At 67.5% G+C, this 23444-nt stretch carries 21 protein-coding genes and 1 pseudogene; 8 read left to right on the top strand and 14 right to left on the bottom strand.

What is annotated here, in order from left to right; genetic code table 11:
• Positions 1 to 81 precede the first annotated feature (81 nt).
• The gene (gene dnaE / locus E7811_RS08980) at positions 82 to 3567 is read left to right on the top strand and encodes a DNA polymerase III subunit alpha (protein ID WP_136394312.1); all 3486 of its coding nucleotides are present in this window, start codon (positions 82 to 84) and stop codon (positions 3565 to 3567) included.
• A gap of 22 nt (positions 3568 to 3589) precedes the next feature.
• Here dnaE and E7811_RS08975 read toward each other — a convergent pair whose 3' ends face one another.
• Together E7811_RS08975 and E7811_RS08970 are read right to left on the bottom strand one after the other, a co-directional pair.
• Positions 3590 to 4651, bottom strand: coding sequence for an AbrB family transcriptional regulator (locus E7811_RS08975; protein WP_136394311.1), 1062 nt, complete (start codon positions 4649 to 4651; stop codon positions 3590 to 3592).
• Positions 4652 to 4782: 131 nt separating this feature from the next.
• Complete coding sequence (locus E7811_RS08970; protein ID WP_246020337.1) at positions 4783 to 5007, bottom strand: SlyX family protein; 225 nt, start codon at positions 5005 to 5007, stop codon at positions 4783 to 4785.
• Between the two features lie 85 nt (positions 5008 to 5092).
• Here E7811_RS08970 and hisS point away from each other — a divergent pair, with 85 nt between their 5' ends.
• The 4 genes from hisS (at position 5093) to E7811_RS08950 (ending at position 9448) form a co-directional block, all read left to right on the top strand.
• Entirely contained in the window at positions 5093 to 6580 is a 1488-nt protein-coding gene (gene hisS / locus E7811_RS08965) for a histidine--tRNA ligase (RefSeq protein ID WP_136394310.1), read from the top strand.
• Positions 6577 to 7698, top strand: a complete 1122-nt coding sequence (locus E7811_RS08960) for an ATP phosphoribosyltransferase regulatory subunit (protein WP_136394309.1) — start codon at positions 6577 to 6579, stop codon at positions 7696 to 7698. The genes hisS and E7811_RS08960 overlap by 4 nt, the downstream gene beginning before the upstream one ends.
• Positions 7699 to 7706: 8 nt before the next feature.
• Positions 7707 to 8405 carry an ATP phosphoribosyltransferase gene (gene hisG, locus E7811_RS08955; RefSeq protein ID WP_136394712.1) on the top strand — a complete coding sequence of 233 codons (699 nt, stop codon included), beginning with the start codon at positions 7707 to 7709 and terminating at the stop codon, positions 8403 to 8405.
• Between the two features lie 80 nt (positions 8406 to 8485).
• Entirely contained in the window at positions 8486 to 9448 is a 963-nt protein-coding gene (locus E7811_RS08950; RefSeq protein WP_136394308.1) for a dimethylarginine dimethylaminohydrolase family protein, read from the top strand.
• Here E7811_RS08950 and E7811_RS08945 read toward each other — a convergent pair.
• On the bottom strand, positions 9405 to 10310 hold the full coding sequence (locus tag E7811_RS08945) for a DMT family transporter (RefSeq protein ID WP_136394307.1): 906 nt from the start codon (positions 10308 to 10310) through the stop codon (positions 9405 to 9407). The genes E7811_RS08950 and E7811_RS08945 overlap by 44 nt on opposite strands.
• Positions 10311 to 10388: 78 nt before the next feature.
• On the opposite strand from E7811_RS08945, the gene E7811_RS08940 reads away from it, so the two are divergent.
• Complete coding sequence (locus E7811_RS08940; protein WP_136394306.1) at positions 10389 to 11321, top strand: DUF429 domain-containing protein; 933 nt, start codon at positions 10389 to 10391, stop codon at positions 11319 to 11321.
• A 63-nt stretch (positions 11322 to 11384) separates the two neighbouring features.
• Here the strand turns inward: E7811_RS08940 and E7811_RS08935 are convergent, their stop codons facing one another.
• Positions 11385 to 11816, bottom strand: a complete 432-nt coding sequence (locus E7811_RS08935) for a DUF1489 family protein (RefSeq protein ID WP_136394711.1) — start codon at positions 11814 to 11816, stop codon at positions 11385 to 11387.
• 336 nt (positions 11817 to 12152) lie between these two features.
• On the opposite strand from E7811_RS08935, the gene E7811_RS08930 reads away from it, so the two are divergent.
• A complete protein-coding gene (locus E7811_RS08930; protein WP_136394305.1) occupies positions 12153 to 14426 on the top strand; it encodes an adenosylcobalamin-dependent ribonucleoside-diphosphate reductase in 2274 nt (757 codons plus the stop codon).
• A 30-nt stretch (positions 14427 to 14456) separates the two neighbouring features.
• Here the strand turns inward: E7811_RS08930 and E7811_RS08925 are convergent, their stop codons facing one another.
• Entirely contained in the window at positions 14457 to 15530 is a 1074-nt protein-coding gene (locus E7811_RS08925) for a tartrate dehydrogenase (RefSeq protein WP_136394304.1), read from the bottom strand.
• Between the two features lie 147 nt (positions 15531 to 15677).
• Here E7811_RS08925 and E7811_RS08920 point away from each other — a divergent pair, with 147 nt between their 5' ends.
• Positions 15678 to 16592, top strand: coding sequence for a LysR substrate-binding domain-containing protein (locus tag E7811_RS08920; RefSeq protein WP_136394303.1), 915 nt, complete (start codon positions 15678 to 15680; stop codon positions 16590 to 16592).
• A gap of 25 nt (positions 16593 to 16617) precedes the next feature.
• On the opposite strand, the gene E7811_RS08915 is transcribed toward E7811_RS08920, so the two are convergent.
• From E7811_RS08915 to E7811_RS08875, 9 genes and pseudogenes are all read right to left on the bottom strand, one after another.
• A complete protein-coding gene (locus tag E7811_RS08915; protein ID WP_136394302.1) occupies positions 16618 to 17322 on the bottom strand; it encodes an HAD-IA family hydrolase in 705 nt (234 codons plus the stop codon).
• Positions 17322 to 17993: a phosphoglycolate phosphatase gene (gph, locus tag E7811_RS08910; protein ID WP_136394710.1), complete on the bottom strand. Its 672-nt coding sequence runs from the start codon at positions 17991 to 17993 to the stop codon at positions 17322 to 17324. The genes E7811_RS08915 and gph overlap by 1 nt, the downstream gene beginning before the upstream one ends.
• On the bottom strand, positions 17993 to 18547 hold the full coding sequence (locus E7811_RS08905) for a thioredoxin family protein (RefSeq protein ID WP_136394301.1): 555 nt from the start codon (positions 18545 to 18547) through the stop codon (positions 17993 to 17995). Before E7811_RS08905 ends, gph begins: the two co-directional genes overlap by 1 nt.
• Positions 18547 to 19233 carry a ribulose-phosphate 3-epimerase gene (gene rpe / locus E7811_RS08900; protein ID WP_136394300.1) on the bottom strand — a complete coding sequence of 229 codons (687 nt, stop codon included), beginning with the start codon at positions 19231 to 19233 and terminating at the stop codon, positions 18547 to 18549. Before rpe ends, E7811_RS08905 begins: the two co-directional genes overlap by 1 nt.
• Before the next feature lie 42 nt (positions 19234 to 19275).
• The gene (gene cbbX / locus E7811_RS08895) at positions 19276 to 20211 is read right to left on the bottom strand and encodes a CbbX protein (protein WP_136394299.1); all 936 of its coding nucleotides are present in this window, start codon (positions 20209 to 20211) and stop codon (positions 19276 to 19278) included.
• A 62-nt stretch (positions 20212 to 20273) separates the two neighbouring features.
• On the bottom strand, positions 20274 to 20663 hold the full coding sequence (locus tag E7811_RS08890) for a ribulose bisphosphate carboxylase small subunit (protein ID WP_136394298.1): 390 nt from the start codon (positions 20661 to 20663) through the stop codon (positions 20274 to 20276).
• A gap of 79 nt (positions 20664 to 20742) precedes the next feature.
• Positions 20743 to 22206: a form I ribulose bisphosphate carboxylase large subunit gene (locus E7811_RS08885; RefSeq protein WP_136394297.1), complete on the bottom strand. Its 1464-nt coding sequence runs from the start codon at positions 22204 to 22206 to the stop codon at positions 20743 to 20745.
• 19 nt (positions 22207 to 22225) lie between these two features.
• Positions 22226 to 23305, bottom strand: a complete 1080-nt coding sequence (fba, locus tag E7811_RS08880; RefSeq protein ID WP_136394296.1) for a class II fructose-bisphosphate aldolase — start codon at positions 23303 to 23305, stop codon at positions 22226 to 22228.
• A gap of 12 nt (positions 23306 to 23317) precedes the next feature.
• Positions 23318 to 23444, bottom strand: a pseudogene (locus tag E7811_RS08875) (erythrose-4-phosphate dehydrogenase); the annotation flags it as partial.

Raw genomic sequence — 23444 nt, 5'->3', positions numbered from 1 at the left:
GCAAAGGCCGAGACAGTTTCAAATGCCTGCGAAAGATGCATCGGGCTTTCAACGGCGCGCGGGCTTGGCTAGGTTTGCGGCATGACCGATCAACCGCGATTCATCCACCTGAGGGTTCACACCGAACATTCGCTTCTGGAAGGGGCGGTGCCGGTCAAGAAGCTGGTCGGGCTTTGCGCGGCGCAGTCGATGCCTGCGGTGGCCGTGACCGATACCAACAACATGTTCTGCGCGCTGGAATTTTCCGTGCTGGCGCAGGGTGCGGGGGTGCAGCCGATCGTGGGTTGCCAGGTGGCGCTGGCGCATGATCCGGCGGCGCCGGGCGAACGGCCGCGGCCACCCGCGGCGGTCGTCCTGCTGGCGCAGTCCGAAGCCGGCTACATGAACCTGATGAAGCTGAATTCCTGCCTGTACCTCGACAAGGGCGGGCAGCTTCCGCAGGTCACGGTCGAGGAGCTGGAGCGCCACGCGGGCGGGCTGATCTGTCTGACGGGCGGGGCCGAGGGGCCGGTGGGGCGCTTCCTTCAGGCCGGGCAGGCGGCGAAGGCCGAGGCGCTGATGCGCAGGCTTGCGGCGGCCTTTCCCGGGCGGCTCTATGTGGAACTGCAGCGCCATCCGGGCGAGGGCGGCCGGCTGACCGAGGCCGAACAGGCGACCGAACGCGGCTTCGTCGAGATGGCCTATGCGATGGACCTGCCGCTGGTGGCGACCAACGATGTGCATTTCCCCAAGGCCGAGATGTTTGAGGCGCATGACGCGCTGATCTGCATCGCGGAAGGCGCCTACGTCGATCAGCAGGCGCCCCGCCGCCGGCTGACGCCGCAGCATTACTTCAAGTCCGAAGCCGAGATGTGCGCGCTGTTTGCCGACCTGCCGGAGGCGCTGGCGAACACGGTGGAAATCGCGCGCCGCTGCGCCTTTGCCGCGCACAAGCGAAAGCCGATCCTGCCGCGTTTCGCCGATGACGAGGTCGAGGAACTGCGGCGCCAGTCCTGGGAGGGGCTGCGTGCGCGGCTGGCAGTGATCCCGCATGCGGCCCCGGTCGAGGAATACGAGGAGCGCCTGCGGTTCGAGCTTGGCATCATCGAGAAGATGGGATTTCCCGGCTACTTCCTGATCGTGGCCGATTTCATCAAATGGGCCAAGGATAACGGCATTCCGGTGGGGCCGGGGCGGGGGTCGGGCGCGGGCAGCCTGGTGGCCTATGCGCTGACGATCACCGACCTTGATCCGCTGCGCTATCAGCTTCTGTTCGAACGCTTCCTGAACCCTGAACGGGTCAGCATGCCCGACTTCGACATCGACTTCTGCATGGACCGCCGCGAAGAGGTGATCCGCTATGTGCAGGAACGCTATGGCCGCGACAAGGTGGGGCAGATCATCACCTTCGGCGCGCTTCTGTCGAAGGCCGCGGTGCGCGACGTGGGCCGCGTGTTGCAGATGCCCTATGGCCAGGTCGACCGGTTGTCGAAGATGATCCCGGTCGAGGGTGTGAAGCCGGTGTCGATCACCAAGGCAATCGCCGACGAGCCGCGCCTGCGCGAGGCGGCCAAGGAAGAGGTGGTCAGGCGGCTTCTGGACTACGGCCAGCAGATCGAGGGGCTGTTGCGCAACGCCTCGACCCATGCGGCGGGGGTGGTGATCGGCGACCGCCCGCTGGACGAGCTGGTGCCGCTGTACCAGGATCCGCGGTCCGACATGCCGGCCACGCAGTTCAACATGAAATGGGTGGAACAGGCCGGGCTTGTGAAGTTCGACTTCCTGGGCCTGAAGACGCTGACGGTGATCCGCAACGCGATCGACCTGATCCGGGGCGGCGGCCGCGACCTGCACATCGCCGCCGACGGCCGGCGGCTTTACGACCCGCCGCCGGGGGCCGAGAACGACATCGGGCACATCCCGCTGGACGATCCGGCGACCTACGAGCTTTATGCCAGCGCGCGCACGGTGGCGGTGTTCCAGGTGGAAAGCTCGGGCATGATGGATGCGCTGCGCCGGATGAAGCCGACCTGCATCGAGGATATCGTGGCACTTGTGGCGCTTTATCGTCCCGGCCCGATGGAAAACATCCCCGTCTATTGCGAGGTCAAGCACGGTCTGCGCCCGCTGGAAAGCCTGCACCCGACGATCGACCCGATCCTGAAGGAAACCCAGGGCATCATCGTCTATCAGGAACAGGTGATGCAGATCGCGCAGGTCATGGCCGGCTACAGCCTGGGCGGCGCCGACCTGCTGCGCCGCGCCATGGGCAAGAAGATCGCCGAGGAGATGGCCAAGGAACGCCCGAAGTTCATCGAGGGCGCCAAGGCCACCCACGGGATCGACACTGGCAAGGCGGGCGAGGTCTTTGACCTGCTGGAGAAATTCGCCAACTACGGCTTCAACAAATCGCACGCCGCGGCCTATGCGGTGGTCAGCTATCAGACCGGCTGGCTGAAGGCCAACCATCCGGTGGAATTCATGGCCGCGGTGATGAACTGCGACATCCACCTGACCGACAAGCTGGCCGTCTACAAGCGCGAGATCGACAAGCTGGGCATCCGCACCGTGCCGCCCTGCGTCAACCGTTCGCTGGCGACGTTCAGCGTGAAGGATGGCGCGGTTGTCTATGCGCTTGGCGCGCTGAAGAACGTGGGCGTGGACGCGATGCGCATGATCGTCGAGGCGCGGGGCGACCGGCCCTTTGCCACGCTTTTCGATCTGGCGCGGCGGGTCGACCTGAAGCGGGTGGGCAAGCGGCCGCTGGAAATGCTGGCCCGCGCCGGCGCCTTCGACGTGCTGGACCCCAACCGCGCAAGGGTCTTCGATGCGCTTGACCCTCTGGTCGCCTATTCGGCGGCGGTCCACGAGGCGGCATCCTCGAACCAGGTGTCGCTGTTCGGCGAGGCCGGGTCGGACATTCCGGAACCCCGCCTGCCGGGCCGGGACGACTGGCTTCCGGTCGAACGGCTGGCGCAGGAACATCAGGCGATCGGATTCTACCTATCGGGCCATCCGCTGGACGATTACATGAGCGCGCTGAAACGGCGCGACGTGAAGACGCTGGCCGAAGTGACGGCCGCGGCCGAGGGCGGGCCATTGGTGGCCAAGATCGCCGGGTCCGTCTCGTCGCGGCAGGAACGCAAAAGCGCCAAGGGCAACCGCTTTGCCTTTGTGCAGCTTTCGGACCCGACCGGGCTTTACGAGGTGACGGTGTTTTCCGATACGCTGGAGGCGGCGCGCGATCATCTGGAGCCGGGGCGCAATGTCGTGCTGACGGTCGAGGCGAACCTCGAGGGCGAGACGCTGAAACTTCTGGCGCGCGCCGCACAGCCCATCGATAGCGTCGCCGCCGAGGCGGGGGGCGCGAACCTGCGCATCCATCTGGACCGGGCCGAGGCGGCGGCTTCGGTCGCGGCGCTTCTGGAACGGGTGGAGGGGCGCGCGAAGGGGCAGATCACGATCTGCGTGGCCGACCCCGAAGGCCGCGAGATCGACCTTGCCCTGCCGCGCCCCTATCCGGTGACGCCCCAGATCAAGGGGGCGATCAAGGCGACGCAGGGCGTCGTGATGGTGGAAGAGGTCTGAGACGGCGCGCGGGCGGCGGCGGTCAGCGCAGGAACGACTTGCCGACGCGGGCCTGGATGACCGAAAGCGCGATGCGCACCACGTGATGCGTCGTGACATAGGCCACGCTCATGTTCAGGCTGAGCGCGATCAGGCTCATTTCCGCAAGGCCGCCCGGGGCGAAGGCCAGAAACACCGCCGCCGCCGGTTCGGTCAGCCAGCGCGACAGGACCAGCGCGAACCCGAAGGCCAGGAGAAGCGATAGCGCTGTGTTCAGGATCGCCGCCCGCGCGATCCGGGGCAGGGTGCGCCGGTCAAGCCCGGCAAAGCGTGCGCCAAGGCCGGTGCCCAGCACGATCTGCGTCCCCGCGATCAGCCAGCCGGGCGGCACGCCCTCGACAAGCCCGAACCCGTGCGCCAGCGCCGAAAGCAGCGTTGGCCCGGTGATGATCCAGCCGGGAAAGCGCAGGGCGCGCGCCAGCGCCGCCCCCGCCGCGCCGCAGACGACCAGAATCAGGATCGCAGGCAGCGTGAGCGGCGCATCCGCGCCCGTCATCTCCACCCCCGAGGCAGAGCCGACGGCATGGCCGGTCAGCATCAGGAAGATCACCGGCACGGCGATGATCGTCAGGATCAGCCGCAGGAAATGCAGAAGCGTCATCGTGCGCACGTCGGCGCCCGCTTCCTCGCCCAGTTGCACCGATTCCAGCAGGCCGCCGGGGACCGCGCCGAAAAAGGCCTCGGCCCGGCCGATCCCGTTCCAGCGGCAGACGGCATAGCCGATCGCATGGCTGAGCGGCAGGAAGACGGCCAGCGCGCAGAGGCTCTGCCACCAGCCCGGCGCGGTGGCCAGCACCTCGGGCGTGAAGGCGCCGCCGATGGCGACGCCAATCACCGGGACGAAGGACAGGCGGAACTTCTGCGGCAGGGTGACGGGCCGCCCCGCCAGTGTCCGGCCCGTCGCTGCAGCGATCCCCACCACAAGAAGGGACCCCAAGAGGTAGGCCAGCGGAAGCCCTGCCGCATGTGCCACGGCCCCGCCCGCGGCGCCAAGCGCAAGGGTCAGGCCGATGGCGACGGGATCGAAGGGCAGGCGGCGCAACATGGCCCGATCTGTCGCCCAAGCCCGCCGCCGATGCAAGGGGCGGCCCGGGCGGGGGCGCCGGTGGTTATCGCCGGGGGTTTTCCACCCCCGGACCCCCGGAGGATATTTGGGCCAGAATGAAGGGGCCTTGCCTACCAGTGCGGCGGCTTCTGGTCGGCCAGCGGGATCGTGCCGCCGCCCATCACCTCGCGTTCGGCCTCGCGTTCCAGAAGCATCGCGACGCGCCGCGTCAGCACCTCGATCTCGCGGCCCTGCCGGGCCACGACCTCGGACAGGTCCTCCACCGTGCGGGTCAGGTGGGCGATCTGTTCCTCGGCCCGTTGCATTGCGTCGCCGGTCTGACTGTTGGTCATCATCTGCCCTTCCATCCTTGCCCGTCTGCCGCCCATCCGCTAAGGCAGGCCCCGAGTTCACGCACCTTTTTGCCCGAAGGGGGCCGCCATGGCAAAGGACAAACCCGCCCGCCGTCCGCGGGCCGAGACGCCGAAGGGCTTTCGCGACTATTTCGGCGCGGAAGTGACCGAGCGCAAGGCGATGCTGGACAGGATCGCCGGGGTCTATCACGCCTATGGCTTTGACCCACTGGAAACCAGCGCGGTCGAGACGGTCGAGGCCCTGGGCAAGTTCCTGCCCGACGTGGACCGCCCGAACGAGGGCGTCTTTGCCTGGCAGGAAGAGGATCAGGACTGGCTGGCGCTGCGCTATGACCTGACCGCGCCCCTGGCGCGGGTGGCGGCGCAGTATCGCAACGACCTGCCGTCGCCCTACCGGCGCTATGCGATGGGGCCGGTCTGGCGCAACGAAAAGCCGGGGCCGGGGCGGTTCCGGCAGTTCTATCAATGCGATGCAGATACGGTGGGGGCGCCTTCGGTCGCGGCGGATGCCGAGATTTGCGCCATGCTGGCCGATGCGCTTGAGGTCGTGGGCATCCCGCGCGGCGACTATGTGGTGCGGGTGAACAACCGCAAGGTCCTGAACGGGGTGATGGAGGTGGCGGGCGTGCTGGACCCGGCTGACCCCGATCGGTTCCACGAGGAACGCGGGATCGTCCTGCGCGCCATCGACAAGATCGACCGGCTGGGCGAGGACGGCGTGCGCGCGCTTCTGGGCGCGGGTCGCAAGGACGAGTCGGGCGATTTCACCAAGGGCGCGGGGCTGTCGGACGCGCAGGCCGAGGTGGTGATGAGTTTCATGGCTGCCAAACGCGCGACCGGGGCCGAGACGGTGGCGCGTTTGCGCGAACTGGTCGGCGGCTCCGCCATCGGCCAGGAAGGCGTGGCCGAACTTGAAACCATCGCGGCGTTGCTGGACGCGCAGGGCTATGGCCCGGACCGTATCGAGATCGACCCTTCGGTCGTGCGCGGGCTTGGCTATTACACCGGCCCCGTGTTCGAGGCGGAACTGACGTTCGAGATCCTCGACGAAAAGGGCCGTCCGCGGCGGTTCGGCTCGGTCGCAGGTGGCGGGCGCTATGACGATCTGGTCAAGCGCTTCACCGGGCAGGCGGTGCCGGCCACCGGGGTTTCCATCGGCGTCGATCGCCTGCTGGCCGCGCTGCGCGCCAAGGGGCGGATCGGCGGCGCGGTCGAAGGGCCGGTCGTGGTGACGGTGATGGATCGCGACCGGATGGCCGAATACATGGCGATGGTGGGCGAGTTGCGGCAGGCGGGCATCCGGGCCGAGATGTATCTGGGCAATCCCAAGAATTTCGGCAACCAGCTGAAATACGCCGACAAGCGCGCAAGCCCGGTGGCGGTTATCCAGGGGGGCGACGAGGCGGCGAAGGGCACGGTGATCCTCAAGGATCTGGTCCTTGGTGCCAAGATCGCCGAGAACGCCACGCTGGAGGAATGGAAGGACCGCCCCGCCCAGGTCGAGGTGCCGCGTGCCGATCTGGTGGCGGAAGTGCGAAAGATGCTGGGGCAATGACGACCTTCGGGACGACACCGGACAAGGCCGCGATCCGGGCCGAGGCCGAGGCGCTGTTCGCGGCCTTCCGCGCGACCGGCGCCGTGCCGGTCGAGGCCGACATCCTGCAACCGGCCGAGACGCTTCTGGACCTGTATGGCGAGGACATCCGGGCGCGTGCCTATGTCACCGCCGACCCGCTGCGGGGCGAGATGATGCTGCGCCCGGATTTTACCGTGCCTGTCGTGCAGGCGCATATGGCGCATGGCGCGGAACCCGCGCGCTACTGCTACATGGGCGAGGTCTTCCGCAAGCAGGAACATGCCGGGCCGCGGGCCAGCGAATACATGCAGGTTGGGTTCGAACTGTTCGACCGCGAGGCACCCGAAAAGGCCGATGCCGAGGTCTTTGCCCTGATCCAGCAGATGCTGGCCCCACTGCGGCTGCGTCCGGCGACGGGGGATATCGGCATCCTGATGGCCGCCGTGCGCGGGCTTTCGACGACCGACCGGCGCAAGGCGGCGCTGTTGCGGCACATCTGGCGGCCGCGGCGGTTCCGCGCCCTGTTGGACCGCTTCTCGGGGCGCGCGCCGATGCCGCCGGCGCGCGCGGCATTGCTGGACCGGCTGGCCGCCGACAGCGCCGAGGCGCTGATGCGGGCGGCGGGCCCGGTGATCGGCCTGCGGTCGGCAGGGGATATCGCCGCCCGCGCCGCATCGCTGATCGAGGATGCCCGGACCCCGCCGATTGCCGCGCCGGAGGCCGCGCTGCTTTATGACCTGCTGTCGCTTCAGGCGCCCGCCGAGGCGGCGCTGAGCCACCTGCGGGGGATCACGCCGATGTTGCCCGCCATCGCCCCTGCGGTGGACAGGTTCGCGGCGCGGCTTCAGGCGCTGGCCTATCGGGGGGTGGACATCACCCATCTGCCCTTCGAGGCCAGCCATGGGCGCACGAGCCTGGAATATTACGACGGCTTCGTCTTTTCCTTCCATGCCGCCGATCCCGACCTGCCGCCGGTGGCCGCCGGCGGGCGCTATGACGCGCTGACCGCCGTCTTGGGGCAGGGCCGGTCGATCCCGGCCGTGGGCGGGGTGATCCGCCCCGGGCTTGTGGCCCGGCTGAAAGGGGGCCGCGGATGACCGGTGCGATGCTGAAGATCGGGGTGCCGTCCAAGGGGCGGCTGATGGAAAAGACCTTCGACTGGTTCGGGGCGCGCGGCGTCACGATGCAGCGCACCGGGAACGAACGGGAATATTCCGGCGCTGTCGACGGGATCGAGGGGGTGGAGCTTGTGCTGTTGTCGGCGGGAGAGATCCCGCGCGAACTGGCGGCGGGGCGCATCCATCTGGGGGTGACAGGATCGGATCTTGTTCGCGACAAGCTGGCCGACTGGCCGCGGCAGGTCGCGGAACTGGCGCAGCTTGGTTTCGGCCATGCCGATCTGGTGATCGCGGTGCCGGCCTGCTGGATCGACGTGGACACGCTGGACGACCTGGACGCCGCCGCCGCCGCTTTCCGCCGTGCGCATGGCCACCGCCTGCGCATCGCCACCAAGTATCACCGGCTGGTGCGCGATTTCCTGACCGAGAACGGCGTGGCCGATTATCAACTGGTCGACAGCCAGGGCGCGACCGAGGGCACGGTCAAGAACCTGACCGCCGAGGCGATCGCCGACATCACCTCGTCGGGCGAGACGCTGCGCGCCAACCACCTGAAGATCCTGTCGGATGGTCTGGTGCATCAAAGCCAGGCGGTGCTGTTCCGGTCGCTTGCGGCCGACTGGACGGGGGCCGAGGCCGTGACGCTGGCACGGCTCTGCGACCGGCTGGGCCTCGCCGCCGCCTGATGCGCGACGCGACCGGCCGCCGATTGACAAGCCGCCCGGCGCGCGGATCAATGGCCCGCGCAGCATCCGGAGGCAGAGGCATGGCGAAAAGCGGCACCTTCAACGCATCGGCCTATGGCGGCGCGGGCTGGCATGGCCGGCCCGACACGCATGGCCGGGAAATCGGCACCCTCTGGGCCGCCTGCGGGATCGACAGCGAATACGCGCCGCTCCGCCGGGTGATCATGCACCGCCCCGGTCCGGAACTGGGGCAGGCCGATCCGACCGAACAGAACCTGCTTGAGGCCCTCGACTGGCAGCGTGCCGCCGCCCAGCATGATGCCATTGTCGCCGCCTATCGCGCCGAAGGGGTCGATGTCTGCCTCGTCGATCCGCCGGGCCAGGCCAGCGTCAACCAGATGTTCTGCGCCGATCTGTTCGTCGCCACGCCCGAAGGTGCGATCCTTGCGCGTCCCGCCTCTGTCGCCCGCGCGGGCGAGGAACGCTGGGTCGCCCGGCGGCTAGCGGATCTGGGCGTGCCGATCCTTGCCACGCTCACCGGCCGCGCCACCTTCGAGGGCGCCGATCTGATGTGGCTCGATCCGAAGACGGCGATCATCGGCCGGGGGCTGCGCACGAATTCCGAGGCAATCGCGCAGATCACGCCGCTTCTTGAACGCATGGGCGTGCAGGTGATCCCGGTCGACATGCCCTTTGGCACGATGCACCTGATGGGGATGCTGCGCATCGCCGACGCCGATCTGGCGATCTGCTGGCCGCGCCGCACCCCCTTTGCCGCAGTGACCGCCCTGCGCGAACGGGGCTATCAGGTGGCCTTCCTGCCGGACGAGGACGAGGCGCAGGCGAACCGCGGGATGAACTTCGTCACCCTTGGCCCGCGCCGCATCCTGATGGTGGGGGGCTGTCCGGTGACGCGGGCCTTCTACGAAAGCCTCGGGATCGCCTGTGCCGAGACCGACTGTTCGGAACTGTCGAAGGCGGCGGGCGCCATCGGCTGCCTTACGGGCGTGCTGGAACGGGCGCGGGTTTCGCCCGCCGGCTGACCAGCGCCACGCCCCCCGCCGCCAGCGCCATGCCGACCCAGCCCAGGGGCGGCATCGCCTCGCCCAGCAGGGGCCAGGCGAACAGCGCAGACAGCGGCGGCACCAGATAGAACAGCGACGATACGCGGCTGACCTCGCCGTGCCGGATCATCGCCAGAAGAAGGCCGATGGCGACCAGCGAGTTCCCGATCACCAGATAGGCCAGCACGGCGACCAGCTCCATATCCCAGGAAACCGTGGTGTCCTCGGTCAGAAGTGCCAGCGGGATCGTCACGGCGGCGCCCACGCCATACTGGATCATGTTCACCGCGACCGGATGCTGGCGGATGCCGAACCGCTTTTCCCACAGCGTGCCGGCCGTGATCCCGAACAGCGCGCCCACGACCAGCACCAGCCCGAAGGCGTTTTCCGCCGCGATGGCGGAACGCGACCAGATCGTCAGCGCCGCCCCCGACAAGCCAAGGCCAAGCCCGATCCAGCCGGCAAGCGATACGCGTTCGCCCACGAATCGCGGGGCGATCAGGGCCACGAGGATGGGTTGCAGGCAGACGATGATCGCCACGCCCCCGGCACTCACGCCGGATTTGAAAGCGATGTAGCACAGCACGAAATACACCACCTGGATCAGGAACCCGGTGATGGCGATATCGACCCAGGCGCGCGGCGTGGCGGGCCAGGCTGGCCGGACGAACAGGGCGACGGGGGCCAGAAGCGCCACGACCAGGCCATAGCGCCAGGCCAGCAGGGTGATCGGCTGGGCATGTTCCACGCCGATCTTCGCGATGGCAAAGCCCGCCGACCACAGGATCAGGAAGATCGCCGGAGCAAGGATCAGCCAGAGCGGGCGGGGTGATGCGGTCATGGCCGCCAGTCATGACGCTGCGGGTCGGGAAAGGAAAGGGGGCTTGACGGCCCGGTCCGGCGCGCCACCCTCCGACGGGTGATTGGAACGCCGATGACCTTTGCCCGCCTCGTCCATGCCGACTGGAGCATCCATCCCCGCAAGCGCTGGCGCGCCGAGGCGCGGCGGGGCGCAGCGGGCTGGCATGTGTCGGCGCCCGTCCCCGTGCCCGACAGCGCGGCCCTTCTGACCGACCTGGAACGGGGCGCGGGTCCTGTCCTTGCGGGGTTCGATTTTCCCATCGGCCTGCCTGCGGCCTATGCCCGGCGCGCGGGCATCGCGCGCTTTCCCGACTGGCTTGCCGGTCTCGATGCGCCGCATTGGGCGCAGGCGCTGACCGTCTGTCGCGAGGTGGGTGAAGTCTCGTTGCAGCGACCGTTCTACCCCCATGCGCCCGGCGGACGGAGGGTGGCGGACCTTGTCGAGGCGTTGGGTCTGGACGGGCGGGCGGACCTTCTGCGGGCCTGCGACCGGGGCGAGCCCGGCAAACGGCAGGCCTGCCCGCTGTTCTGGACGCTGGGGGCCAATCAGGTGGGCAAGGCCGCGATCACCGGCTGGCGCGAGGTGGTGATCCCTGCGCTGACGCGCGGCGCGTCCCTGTGGCCGTTCGACGGAACCCTGGGGCGCCTGGCCTCGACCGGCGGCCTGACCTTGTGTGAAACCTACCCTGCCGAAGCCTATGGCCAGATCGGCGCCCCCTTTCCCCCCGGTGCCAGCAAGCGCCGCCAGGCCGACCGGGCGCGCGCCACGGCCGGCCTCGTCGCCCGGGCGGCGAAGCGGGGCACAAGCCTCAGCCCCGAGACGCTGGCCGCGCTCGGGAACGGTTTCGGCCCGGCGGAAGAGGGCGAAGACCCGTTCGACGCGCTGATGGGCCTTCTCGGCATGATCGAGGTCGTCGAGGGCCGCGTGCCCGAAGCCCCGCCCGGACGTGCCACGGACCCGGTCGAAGGCTGGATCCTCGGTCGCGGGTGATCCGTTTCCGCCACCAGGGGCGGCGCGTCAGCGCGGGCCCCGGCGCAGACATCAGTGCAGACCTCAGCGCAGACCGATATCGGCCAGCGCGCGGGCCAGATCGGGGGGAAGCGCCTCTTCCCTTTCGCGGCCCTTCGGCAGGTCGCGCGGGCTTTCGTCTGGATTGAGGTAGCGCCAGCCCTGGAACGGGCGCCGGGGGGCGGCTTCGGTGCGGTGGATCTCGGCATCCAGATGGATCGCGCAGCGTTCGATTCCATCAGTGCCGATGACGCGTTCCAGCGCAAGGATACGCTGGCGCGCCAGGACCGCACCCTTGATCACCCAGTAGAGCGACCCGCCCGCCAGGATCTCTGCCTCCCGCCGGGGCCACATCCGGGTGGTATGGATCGCCCGGCCCTCGGGCCAGCGCGCGCGCTGGCTGATCTGCCAGTCGGCCAGGTCCTCCACGCTGTCGGCCCCGACGCACAGCTTGATCAGGTTGATGTGGCCCACGATTCCCCCGCCGCTTCTGCCCCGGCCCCGCAAGATAGCCCGCCCCGCCGGCCGGGGCAAATGCGGCAAGGGGGCAGTGGGCGCGGCCCCCTTGCCGCCTGCTGCGGCTCACCTCCGGGATATTTCCGCCAGAATGAAAGGGCGGCTTACGGATCTGCCCGCATGCGTCTTCAACCTGGTCCAAATACCCTCGGGGGGTGAATTGGCCGCAGGCCAAGAGGGGGGCAGACAGCCCCCCTTCTGCCTGCCTGCCACAAGGGCAAGCGTTGACCGGGGCTGGGGCGCGGCGTATCTTGTGCCTTCCGGCCCGAAAACCCCAAGCCCGAAGGACCTCGCCCGATGTCGCGTTTTGCCGCTCCGATCGCCGAACAGATCTGGGACATGAAGTACCGGCTGAAGGATGCGGACGGCACGCCGCTTGACGGCACGGTCGAGGATACCTGGCGCCGCATCGCCCGCGCGCTGGCCGGGGTCGAGGCCGATCCGGCGCTGTGGGAGGACCGGTTCTATCACGCGCTCGAGGACTTCAGGTATCTTCCCGCGGGCCGCATCACGGCGGGCGCCGGCACCGGGCGGGCCGTCACGCTGTTCAACTGCTTCGTCATGGGCACGATCCCCGACAACATGGGCGGCATCTTCGACGCGCTGAAGGAGGCCGCGCTGACCATGCAGCAGGGCGGCGGGATCGGATACGACTTTTCCACCATCCGCCCACGCGGGGCCGAAGTGAAGGGCGTGGCCGCCGATGCCTCGGGGCCGCTCTCGTTCATGGATGTCTGGGATGCGATGTGCCGCACGATCATGTCGGCGGGCAGTCGCCGGGGCGCGATGATGGCCACGATGCGCTGTGATCACCCCGATATCGAGGCCTTCATCGAGGCCAAGCGCGATCCGGCGCGGCTGCGGATGTTCAACCTGTCAGTCCTGGTCACCGATGCCTTCATGGCGGCGGTCAAGGCGGATGGCCCGTGGGAACTGACCTTCGGCGGCAAGGTCTATCGCACGGTCGAGGCGCGCGACCTGTGGAACCGGATCATGCGGTCCACTTATGACTATGCGGAACCCGGTGTGATCTTCATCGACCGGATCAACGCGATGAACAACCTTGCCTATTGCGAGACGATCGCCGCCACGAACCCCTGCGGCGAGCAGCCCCTGCCGCCCTATGGCGCCTGCCTGCTGGGGTCGATCAACCTGGCCGCGCTGGTGCGCGACGCGTTCGAGCCGTCGGCGCGGATCGACGCGGGCGCGCTGGACGATCTGGTGCGCGTGGCCGTGCGCATGATGGACAATGTCGTGGACGCAAGCCGCTTTCCCCTGCCCGAACAGGCGGCCGAGGCGCAGGCCAAGCGCCGGATCGGCCTTGGCGTCACCGGTCTTGCCGATGCGCTTCTGATGGTCGGCCTGCGCTATGGCAGCGCCGAGGCCGCCCGGCAGACCGAGACCTGGATGAAGGCGATCGCGCGCGCGGCCTATCTGGCCTCGGTCGATCTTGCCAAGGAAAAGGGGCCGTTCCCGCTGTTCGATGCCGGGAAATTCCTGGCCTCGGGCACGATGCGCACGATGGACGAGGATGTCCGCGCCGCGATCCGGGCGCATGGCATCCGCAATGCGCTGCTGACCTCGATCGCGCCCACCGGCACGATCAGCCTTTATGCGGGCAACGTGAGTTCGGGGATCGAACCCGTCTTCGCCTATGCCTATACGCGCAAGGTCTTGCAGAAGGATGGCAGCCGGACCGAGGAAGAGGTCGTGGATCACGCCGTGCGCCTGTGGCGCGAGAAAAAGGGCGACACACCTCTGCCGGATCACTTCGTGAACGCCCAGACCCTGCCGCCGCTCGATCATGTCCGGATGCAGGCGGCGGCGCAGAAATGGATCGACTCGTCGATCTCGAAGACGATCAACTGCCCCGAGGACATCAGCTTCGAGGATTTCAAGGATGTCTACATGGCGGCCTGGGATCAGGGCTGCAAGGGCTGCACGACCTATCGGCCGAACGATGTGACCGGGTCAGTCCTGACGGTTTCGGAGCAGAGCGAGCAGACCCCCGCCGAGGCGCCCGCACAGGTGCAGGGCGGCGAGGTCGTCTATCTTTCGGAACCGCTTGACCGGCCGGCGGCGCTTGAGGGCAACACCTACAAGATCAAGTGGCCGGGCAGCGAACACGCGCTCTACATCACGATCAACGACATCATCATCGCCGGCCACCGCCGGCCGTTCGAGGTGTTCATCAACTCAAAGAACATGGAGCATTTCGCCTGGACCGTCGCGCTGACGCGGATGATCTCGGCGGTGTTCCGGCGCGGCGGCGACGTGTCCTTCGTGGTCGAGGAACTGAAGGCGGTGTTCGACCCGCGCGGCGGGGCCTGGATGGAAGGCAAGTACATCCCCTCGATCCTCGCCGCGATCGGCGGGGTGATCGAGCGTCACCTTGTCAGCATCGGTTTCATCGCGGGCGAGGGCATGGGCCTGAAATCCGATCCCAAGGCCGAGGTGATCGCCGTGGGCGAACGCCCCCGCAAGGCCTGCGACAGCTGCGGCAGCTACGACCTGCGGATGATCGAAGGCTGCATGACCTGCGCCTCCTGCGGGCAGTCCAAGTGCGGGTGAGGCTGGGCTGGAGGAGGCTGCCCCGGGACGTCAGATGTTTTCCATCCGGATCGCCTCGCAGACGGCGTCGGTGACGTCGCGGGTCGTGGCGGTGCCGCCGACGTCCGGTGTCAGGATACCATCGGCGCAGACCTTTTCGACCGCGCGCATCAGCCGTGCGGCGGCGGCGGTCTCACCCAGGTGGTCCAGCATCTGCGCCGCCGTCCAGAAGGTGGCGACCGGATTGGCGATGCCCTTGCCGGTGATGTCGAAGGCGGAACCGTGGATCGGTTCGAACATCGAGGGATAGCGCCGTTCGGGGTCGATGTTGGCGGTCGGCGCGACGCCGAGGCTTCCGGCCAGTGCGCCCGCAAGGTCGGACAGGATGTCGGCCTGAAGGTTCGTCGCCACGATGGTGTCAAGGCTCTGCGGGTTCTTCACCATGCGCACGGTCATCGCATCGACCAGCATCTTGTCCCAGGTCACATCGGGGAATTCGCGGGCCACCTCGGCGGCGATCTCGTCCCACATCACCATGCCGAACCGTTGGGCGTTGGATTTCGTGACCACCGTCAGCAGCTTGCGCGGTCGTGATTGGGCCAGGCGGAAGGCATAGCGCATGATCCGCGTTACCCCGGTGCGGGTGAAGATCGCCACCTCGGTCCCGACCTCTTCGGGCATGCCACGATGGGCGCGCCCGCCATGGCCGGAATATTCGCCCTCGGAATTCTCGCGCACGATCACCCAGTCCAGATCGCCGGGGCCGACACCGGCCAGGGGTGAGCGGATTCCGGGCAGGATGCGCGTGGGGCGGACATTGGCATACTGGTCGAAGCCCTGACAGATCGGCAGGCGCAACCCCCAAAGCGTGATGTGATCGGGCACGTCCGGCGCGCCCACTGCCCCGAAGAAGATCGCATCGAAGGCGCGCAGCTGTTCGGGCCCGTCCTCGGGCATCATGCTGCCGGTGCGGCGGTAGCGATCCGAACCCCAATCGAAGGTCGTGACATCCAGCCGGAAGCTGCCGTCGCGCCGCTCCAGCGCTTCAAGCGCCTGAAGGCCGGCGGCGATCACCTCGGGGCCGATGCCATCGGCAGGAATGGCGGCGATCCTGTACTGTCGCATGGTGTTTCCTGTCCTTTCCACGTGGTTCCACCTTGTCCGCGCGGGTGGCGGGCGGGGATGCGCGGACGGTAGGGCCGCGGGGCTGGACCGTTCAAGGATCAATAGATTATATAAACATATGCAATAATGATATCCTTGGGGTGTGACATGGACATCGCCCAGCTTCGCTGCTTTCTGGCCGTGGCCGACAGGCTGCATTTCGGCCGCGCGGCGCAGTCGCTCGACATGCTGCCCGCGTCACTTGGCCGTCAGATCCGCCTGCTGGAAGACCGGCTGGAAACCCGGCTGTTCCTGCGGACGACGCGCAGCGTCTCGCTGACAGCGGCGGGCGAGGCGATCCTGGAAGAGGCGCGGGCACTGGTTGCCCGGGCGGACCGGCTTGAAGACCGGCTGCGCGGTCTGCGCCGTGCTCAGGCGCCGGTCCTGAAGGTGGGCGCGATCGACAGCGCGGCGGCCGGTCTGATGCCGCAGTTGTTGCAGGTGCTGCGGGTCGAACGGCCCGATCTGGATGTCCGATTGGTGGAACAGAAGTCGATCCACCTGCTGCCGCGTCTTCTGAGCGGCAGCCTCGACCTCGTCTTCTGCCGCCCGCCCGAAAACCGCGATCCAAGGATCGTGTTCCGCACGCTTTTCGTGGAAACGGCTGTTGTCGCGCTGCCCGCGGATCACCCGCTGTCCGGCCGGTCCGAAATCGCGATCGCCGATCTGGCCGAGGCGCCCCTGATCGTGCCGGACCGCCGGTCGCGCCCCCATTCGCATGACCTGACGATCAAGCTGTTCCTCGATGCCGGCCTGACCGCGCGGATTGCACAGGTGGCCGAGGAGAAACACACGATCGTCAACCTTGTCGCCACGGGGACCGGGCTGGCGATCGTTCCGCGCTGGACCGCGCGGATCGCGGTGCCGGGGGTCAGCTTCGTGCCGCTCGCGATCCCGCCGGGGCGGGCGCGGTCGACGCTTGTGCTGGCGGCGGCCTGGCTGCGGGGCGCGCGCGATCCGCAGCGCGATGCGCTTTTGTCCACGCTGGACCGGCATTTGCCCGAGATCGAGGCCAGCGCCTGACCGCGCCTGACCACGCCTGACCCGGTCACGCCCCGTGTGGTGCGGAAAGCCTGGTCCGCAGGTCGCGGGGCAGGTTCTGCGGGGCAAGATCGGGCGCCAGCACCTCAGCCCCGGTGAAATCCTCGTGCTTCGTGAAGATCGACGGCGTGACCACCACCCGGAGCCCCGCCGCGCGTGCGGACAGAAGGCCGTTGCGACTGTCCTCGAAGGCGAGTGCGTCCCTGGCTGGCAGGCCCAGCCGGGACAGGGCCAGCAGATAGACATCCGGCGCGGGCTTCTTGGCGGAAACCTCGTCCCCGGCGGCGATCACATCAAAGACCTGGTCGGCGGGTATCCCCCATGCGGCCTCTGTCAGCGCATCGACGTTCGAGCGGTTCGTGGTGGTGGCCACGGCAAGTCGCAGCCCGGCGGCCCGCGCCGATGCGACCAGCCCCGCAACATGGGGGCGCAGGTTCAGCCCGCCGCCCGCCAGCAGGTCGCCATAGCGGCGTGTCTTTTCGGCGTGAAGCCGGGCGATCAGGTCATCGCCGGCCTCGGTGCCAATCTCGACGGCCCAGGCCCGCAACCGTTCCTTCCCGCCGGTGGTGCGCAGAAGCCGGGTATATTCCTCGACCGACCAGTGCCAGGGCAAACCGGCGGCTGCGAAGGTTTGGTTGAAGGCGGCGCGGTGCAGGTCCTCGGTTTCGGCCAGCGTGCCGTCGACGTCGAAGATCAGCGCGCCGGGGGCCATCAGGGCCGGGGCGGGGTGTGGTGTGCGACCAGCGCGGGCAGGTCGGCGAAATCGCTGAAGGCGGCGGTGTGGGGCAGGTCCGCGACCGGGGTCTTGCGGTAGCCTTCGGTGTAGATCAGGAACGGCAGCGCGGCACGCCGGGCGGTTTCTGCATCCACCTCGCTGTCGCCGACGTAAAGCGTGCGCTCCGCCGATCCGCCAAGCGCCGCCACGGTGGCGTGAAGCGGTGCCGGGTCCGGCTTGCGGACGGTCAGGCTGTCACCGCCAAGGATCGCCCCGAAAAAGCGCGTCAGGTCAAGGTGATCCAGGACCGCACGCGTCGGGCCGACCGGCTTGTTGGTGCAGATGCCAAGCGCAAAGCCGGCCCCTGCCAGCGCCTCAAGCGCCGGAACGACGCCGGGATAGGTCACGGTCAGTCCGACGGCGGTTTCATAACGCGCTTCGAACCGGTGGACGAATTCCGCGTGCTTCGGGCCTGCCGGGTCCAGCCCTGACGCCTCGAGCACCCGAGTCACCAGATGCGGAACGCCCTTGCCGATGAAGCTTTTCACCTGTTCGAAGGTCAGTTCCGGCAGTCCATCCTCGACCAGGAGCGCATTGGATGCCGCATGGATGTCGGGCGCGCTGTCGATCAGCGTTCCGTCAAGGTCAAAGACGATCGTGCCGCGCATCATGCCGCCTTCCATTTGATCGAACAGCCCATCGAGGGGACCTGGTCACGCGGGCCGTGGCCGGTTTCAGCGACTTGCCGCATCGCTTCGTAAAGATCGCGCCGCGCGTCGGGCGGGGCCGGGTTGCGCCCCGAGGCGTCCAGCCGCCCGCGATACTGCAACTCGACCGCCGCGTTGAAGCCGAAGAAATCCGGCGTGCAGGCCGCGCCATAGGCACGGGCGACGGATTGATCCTCGTCATGCAGGTAAGGGAAGGTGAACCCCCGCTCTTGTGCCATGCGGGCCATGTTTTCGAAACTGTCGTCGGGGTGGGTTGTGGCATCGTTCGAACAGATCGCCGCCACGCCGATCCCCATCGCCTGCAACTCCGTCGCGTCGCGCTCGATCCGGTCCAGCACGGCCAGCACATAGGGGCAGTGGTTGCAGATGAACATGACCAGCGTGCCCTTCGGCCCGGCCACATCGGCCAGCGACAGGATGCGGCCATCGGTGGCGGGCAGGCGGAAACCGGGCGCCTTCCAGCCGAAATCGCAGACGGGGGGCGAGACGGCCATCAAAGCGCCCCTTCGGCGGCGGCGCGGATCGCGCGGATGTTCGCGCCATAGGCCGAGGGGTTCGCGACCGACCCGCCCTTGAACACCGCCGATCCGGCGACCAGCACATCGGCCCCGGCGGCGGCCACCAGCGGCGCGGTCACCGGGTCCACCCCGCCGTCGATTTCGATGTGCACGGGGCGGTCGCCGATCATCGCGCGCAGTTTCCGCACCTTGGCGGTCATGTCGATGAACTTCTGTCCGCCGAAGCCGGGGTTGACCGTCATCACGCAGACCAGATCGGCGAGGTCGAGAAGATGTTCCACCGCTTCGGCCGGGGTGCCGGGGTTCAGCGCCACGCCCGCCTTCATCCCCGCGCCGCGGATCGCCTGCAGCGTCCGGTGGGTGTGGGGCCCGGCCTCGACATGGGCGGTCAGGAAATCGGCGCCGGCCTTCGCGAAGGCGTCGATATAGGGATCGACCGGGGCGATCATGATGTGCACGTCCATCACCGTCTTCACATGCTTGCGGAAGGCCGCGACGGCGGGCGGGCCGAAGGTGATGTTGGGCACGAAATGGCCATCCATCACATCGACATGCACCCAGTCCGCGCCCTCGGCCTCGATCGCCTGGATCTCGCGCCCGAAGTCGGCGAAATCGGCAGAGAGGATCGACGGGGCGATCTTGATCGCGCGGGAGAAGGTCATCGGTCACATCCTTTCGGGTCAGGGGCGGTTGGCCGATCCCTATCAGCCTTGCGCGGCGCGATCCACATCCAACCCGCCCCGGAACACGCGGCTGGCGCGGATGTCGGGTTCGGTGATGGTGGACAGGGCCGCCGCATCCAGCGGGCCGGTCGCGGTTTCAAAGAGCCGGTTCGCCTGCCTCAGCCGCGCCCGGTCCAGCGCGTTGCGGATCGACCGCGCATTGGCGAAATGCGGCTGCGTGCGGCGCTGCGCGATATAGTCGGCCATCGCCTGCCGCCCGGCGGGGTCAAGGGCGTAATGCTGGTTCGCCAGCATCGTCTCGGCAATCCGCAAAAGCTCGTCATCGGAATAGTCCGGAAACTCGATGTGATGGGCGATGCGCGACCGGAAGCCGGGATTGGCGGAAAAGAACCTGTCCATCCGGTCGGCGTAACCGGCCATGATGACCACGAGATCGTCGCGGTTGTTTTCCATCACCTGCAACAGGATCTCGATCGCCTCCTGCCCGTAGTCGCGTTCATTGTCGGGCTTGTAGAGGTAATAGGCCTCGTCGATGAACAGCACGCCCCCCATGGCCTTTTTCAGCACTTCCTTGGTCTTGGGCGCGGTGTGGCCGATGTACTGGCCCACCAGATCGTCACGCGTAACGCTGACAAGGTGGCCCTTGCGGACATAGCCCAGCCGGTGCAGCAGCCCCGCCATCTTGAGCGCCACGGTCGTCTTCCCCGTGCCCGGGTTGCCGGTAAAGGACATGTGCAGCGTGGGCGTCTCATGCGCCAGCCCCATGTCGCGCCGCGCGCGGTCGACCAGCAGAAGCGCGGCGGTTTCGCGGATGCGCTGCTTGACGGGCGCAAGGCCGATCAGTTCCGCGTCCAGTTCGCGCAGGACCTGCGCCACACCCGAGGATTCGTATTCCCGGGCAAGGTCGACGGTCGCGGGGCGGGCTGGGGCCTCGTCAACGGCGGTGGCATCGGTCATGGCGGCTCCTTTTCGCGGGGAAGGGGCCGCGCGCCCTTTGAAGGCGCACGGCGGGCGGGCTGTCAGCGACGTACGTCCCAGGCATAGCGCTGGCTGCGTCCATCCACATCGGTACGCTGCATGTGGACCTTTGGTTCCACCGTGGGGCGGTTGACGATGAAGGACATCATCACGGTTTCAAACCCCCGCGTGCTGTCGAACCCCTGCAGGCGGATGTAGGATTGGCCATGTGCCTTGCGGCAGTCGTCCAGTTCCAACATCACGCCCTTGGCGTCCTTCAGGTCGAACATCGGGTTGCCCCACATCTCCCAGTAGGTGTTCCGGGGGTGCGGGTCATCGGTATGTTCGATGCTGACGGCCCAGTTGCGTGACAGCATGTATTCGACCTGCGCCGAGATCTGTGCGTCCGACAGATCCGGCAGGAAGGAAAAGCATCCTTGGGTGATACGCATCTTCTTGTCTCCTGCTGTGGCGCCGGGGGGAAATTCCTTCGTACGAAGGAATTTCGCCCGCGCGGCACCGGGTGTGGCGTTACATGGCGACCGAGGCGGTCGGCACGAAATCGGATGTGTCGGTGGAGGTGTAGTTGAAGGTGATGTTGCCCCAGGTCTCCAGCGCGGCTTCCAGCGGCTTGCACCACTTGGCGGCCTCCCGCAGAACCTCGGGGCCCTCGGTGGCGATGTCGCGGCCTTCGTTGCGCGCCAGCACCATCGCCTCAAGCGCCACACGGTTGGCGGTCGCCCCGGCCTGGATGCCCATCGGATGCCCGATCGTGCCGCCGCCGAACTGCAGCACCACGTCATCGCCGAACAGCGTCAGCAGCTGGTGCATCTGGCCCGCATGGATGCCGCCCGAGGCCACGGGCATCACCTTGCGGATGTCGCCCCAGTCCTGTTCGAAGAAGATCCCGCGCGGCAGGTCCACCTCGTTCCGCGTCTCGCGGCAGACGTTGTAATAGCCCTGCACGGTCAGCGGGTCGCCTTCGAGCTTGCCCACCGCGGTGCCGCAATGCAGGTGATCGACCCCCGCCAGCCGCAGCCATTTCGCGATGACGCGGAAGCTGATGCCGTGGTTCTTCTGCCGCGTGTAGGTGCCGTGGCCTGCGCGGTGCATGTGCAGGATCATGTCATTCGCGCGGCACCAGTTGGAAATCGACTGGATCGCCGTCCAGCCGACAATCAGGTCGACCATGACGATGACGCTGCCCAACTGCTTCGCGAATTCGGCGCGGGCGTACATCTCTTCCATCGTGCCGGCGGTGATGTTCAGGTAATGCCCCTTCACCTCGCCGGTTTCCGCCGTGGCCTTGTTCACGGCCTCCATGCAATAGAGGAACCGGTCGCGCCAATGCATGAAGGGCTGCGAGTTGATGTTCTCGTCGTCCTTCATGAAGTCGAGCCCGCCCTTCAGCCCCTCATAGACGACGCGGCCATAGTTCTTGCCCGACAGGCCCAGCTTGGGCTTCGTGGTGGCGCCCAGCAGGGGCTTGCCGAACTTGTCCAGCCGTTCGCGTTCCACCACGAGCCCGGTGGGCGGGCCCTTGAAGGTCTTCACATAGGCCACGGGGAAACGCATGTCTTCAAGGCGCGCAGCCTTCAGCGGCTTGAAGCTGAACACGTTGCCGATGATCGAGGCGGTCAGGTTCGCGATCGAACCTTCCTCGAACAGGATCAGGTCATAGGCCACATAGCAGAAGTACTGGCCGGGGGTGTTGGGCACTTCCTCCACCCGATAGGCCTTGGCGCGGTACTGGTCGGCCGCGGTCAGCCGGTCGGTCCAGACCACCGTCCATGTCGCGGTGGAGCTTTCCCCCGCCACGGCGGCGGCGGCCTCGATCGGGTCCACGCCGTCCTGCGGGGTGATCCGGAACAGCGCCAGGACGTCGGTGTCCTTGGGGACATAGTCGCCATCCCAATACCCCATCTGCGCATATTTCAGAACGCCCGCCCGATAGCGGTCCTTGCCCCTGATTTCCGTCTTGTTGCCGTCGGCCATGGTGTTCTCCTCCTCCAATTCACGCGGCTTGTGCAGCGCTGACGGCGGGGTCGAGCTTGCCCGACGCATACCGTTTCGCCATGTCATCCATCGGGATGACCTTGATCTTCGAGGCATGGCCTGCGGTGCCGAAGGCCTCGAACCGGTCGCGGCAGAGGTCGCGCATCGCGTCCATCGCCGGTTTCAGGAACTTGCGCGGGTCGAACTCGCGCGGGTTCTGCGCGGCGATCCTGCGGAACTGCCCGGTCATCGCCATCCGGCAGTCGGTGTCGATGTTCACCTTGCGCACGCCGTGGCGGATGCCGCGCACGATTTCCTCGACCGGCACGCCGAAGGTTTGCGGCATCTCCCCGCCATGGGCGTTGATGATGTCCTGCAATTCCTGCGGCACAGAGGACGAACCGTGCATCACCAGATGCGTGTTCGGCAGCTTGCGGTGGATCTCCTCGATCACCTTCATCGCCAGGATGTCGCCGTCGGGCCTGCGGGAGAACTTGTAGGCCCCGTGCGAGGTTCCGCAGGCGATGGCCAGCGCGTCGACACCGGTGCGGGTGACGAAATCCACCGCCTGATCGGGATCGGTCAGCAGCATGGAGTGGTCCAGCTTGCCTTCCGCGCCGTGGCCGTCCTCGGCCTCGGATTCGCCGGTTTCAAGGCTGCCCAGAACGCCCAGTTCGCCCTCGACCGAGGCGCCGACCCAATGCGCCATGCGCGCGACCCGTTCGGTGATGGCGACGTTATAGTCGTAATCGGCGGGGGTCTTGGCATCGGCCTTCAGGCTGCCGTCCATCATCACGGATGTGAACCCGTGGCGGATCGCGGTCATGCAGGTGGCCTCGTCATTGCCGTGGTCCTGATGCATGCAGAGCGGGATACCGGGATAGATCGCTGCCAGCGCCTCGATCATCTTGGCCAGCATGATGTCATTGGCATAGCTGCGCGCGCCGCGGCTGGCCTGGATGATCACCGGCGCATCGGTGGCCTTCGCGGCCTCCATGATCGCCAGGCCCTGTTCCATGTTGTTGATGTTGAAGGCGGGCACGCCGTAGCCGTGTTCGGCGGCATGATCCAGCAACTGGCGGAGTGTGATGAGTGCCATGGCGGTTTCCTCTCAGATCAATCTGCCCATGGCGACGGCGGTGTCGGCCATGCGGTTCGAGAAGCCCCATTCGTTGTCGTACCAGGCGAGGATGCGGCACATGGTGCCTTCCATCACGCGGGTCTGGTCCATGTGGAAG

Origin of the sequence: Aliigemmobacter aestuarii (assembly GCF_004799285.1) — a bacterium.
GTDB lineage: Bacteria > Pseudomonadota > Alphaproteobacteria > Rhodobacterales > Rhodobacteraceae > Aliigemmobacter > Aliigemmobacter aestuarii.
This window is presented reverse-complemented; position numbering and strand designations above follow the sequence as displayed.

Excerpts from the sequence above, each read along its gene's own strand:
- E7811_RS08920 (WP_136394303.1), top strand. The coding sequence starts at position 15,678 with ATGGACATCGCCCAGCTTCGCTGCTTTCTGGCCGTGGCCGACAGGCTG.
- E7811_RS08905 (WP_136394301.1), bottom strand. The coding sequence starts at position 18,547 with ATGGCCGTCTCGCCCCCCGTCTGCGATTTCGGCTGGAAGGCGCCCGGT.
- rpe (WP_136394300.1), bottom strand. The coding sequence starts at position 19,233 with ATGACCTTCTCCCGCGCGATCAAGATCGCCCCGTCGATCCTCTCTGCC.
- E7811_RS08975 (WP_136394311.1), bottom strand. The coding sequence starts at position 4,651 with ATGTTGCGCCGCCTGCCCTTCGATCCCGTCGCCATCGGCCTGACCCTT.
- E7811_RS08970 (WP_246020337.1), bottom strand. The coding sequence starts at position 5,007 with ATGATGACCAACAGTCAGACCGGCGACGCAATGCAACGGGCCGAGGAA.
- E7811_RS08930 (WP_136394305.1), top strand. The coding sequence starts at position 12,153 with ATGTCGCGTTTTGCCGCTCCGATCGCCGAACAGATCTGGGACATGAAG.
- E7811_RS08925 (WP_136394304.1), bottom strand. The coding sequence starts at position 15,530 with ATGCGACAGTACAGGATCGCCGCCATTCCTGCCGATGGCATCGGCCCC.
- hisG (WP_136394712.1), top strand. The coding sequence starts at position 7,707 with ATGCTGAAGATCGGGGTGCCGTCCAAGGGGCGGCTGATGGAAAAGACC.
- E7811_RS08885 (WP_136394297.1), bottom strand. The coding sequence starts at position 22,206 with ATGGCCGACGGCAACAAGACGGAAATCAGGGGCAAGGACCGCTATCGG.
- cbbX (WP_136394299.1), bottom strand. The coding sequence starts at position 20,211 with ATGACCGATGCCACCGCCGTTGACGAGGCCCCAGCCCGCCCCGCGACC.
- fba (WP_136394296.1), bottom strand. The coding sequence starts at position 23,305 with ATGGCACTCATCACACTCCGCCAGTTGCTGGATCATGCCGCCGAACAC.
- hisS (WP_136394310.1), top strand. The coding sequence starts at position 5,093 with ATGGCAAAGGACAAACCCGCCCGCCGTCCGCGGGCCGAGACGCCGAAG.
- E7811_RS08915 (WP_136394302.1), bottom strand. The coding sequence starts at position 17,322 with ATGGCCCCCGGCGCGCTGATCTTCGACGTCGACGGCACGCTGGCCGAA.
- E7811_RS08890 (WP_136394298.1), bottom strand. The coding sequence starts at position 20,663 with ATGCGTATCACCCAAGGATGCTTTTCCTTCCTGCCGGATCTGTCGGAC.
- E7811_RS08950 (WP_136394308.1), top strand. The coding sequence starts at position 8,486 with ATGGCGAAAAGCGGCACCTTCAACGCATCGGCCTATGGCGGCGCGGGC.
- E7811_RS08945 (WP_136394307.1), bottom strand. The coding sequence starts at position 10,310 with ATGACCGCATCACCCCGCCCGCTCTGGCTGATCCTTGCTCCGGCGATC.
- dnaE (WP_136394312.1), top strand. The coding sequence starts at position 82 with ATGACCGATCAACCGCGATTCATCCACCTGAGGGTTCACACCGAACAT.
- gph (WP_136394710.1), bottom strand. The coding sequence starts at position 17,993 with ATGCGCGGCACGATCGTCTTTGACCTTGACGGAACGCTGATCGACAGC.
- E7811_RS08960 (WP_136394309.1), top strand. The coding sequence starts at position 6,577 with ATGACGACCTTCGGGACGACACCGGACAAGGCCGCGATCCGGGCCGAG.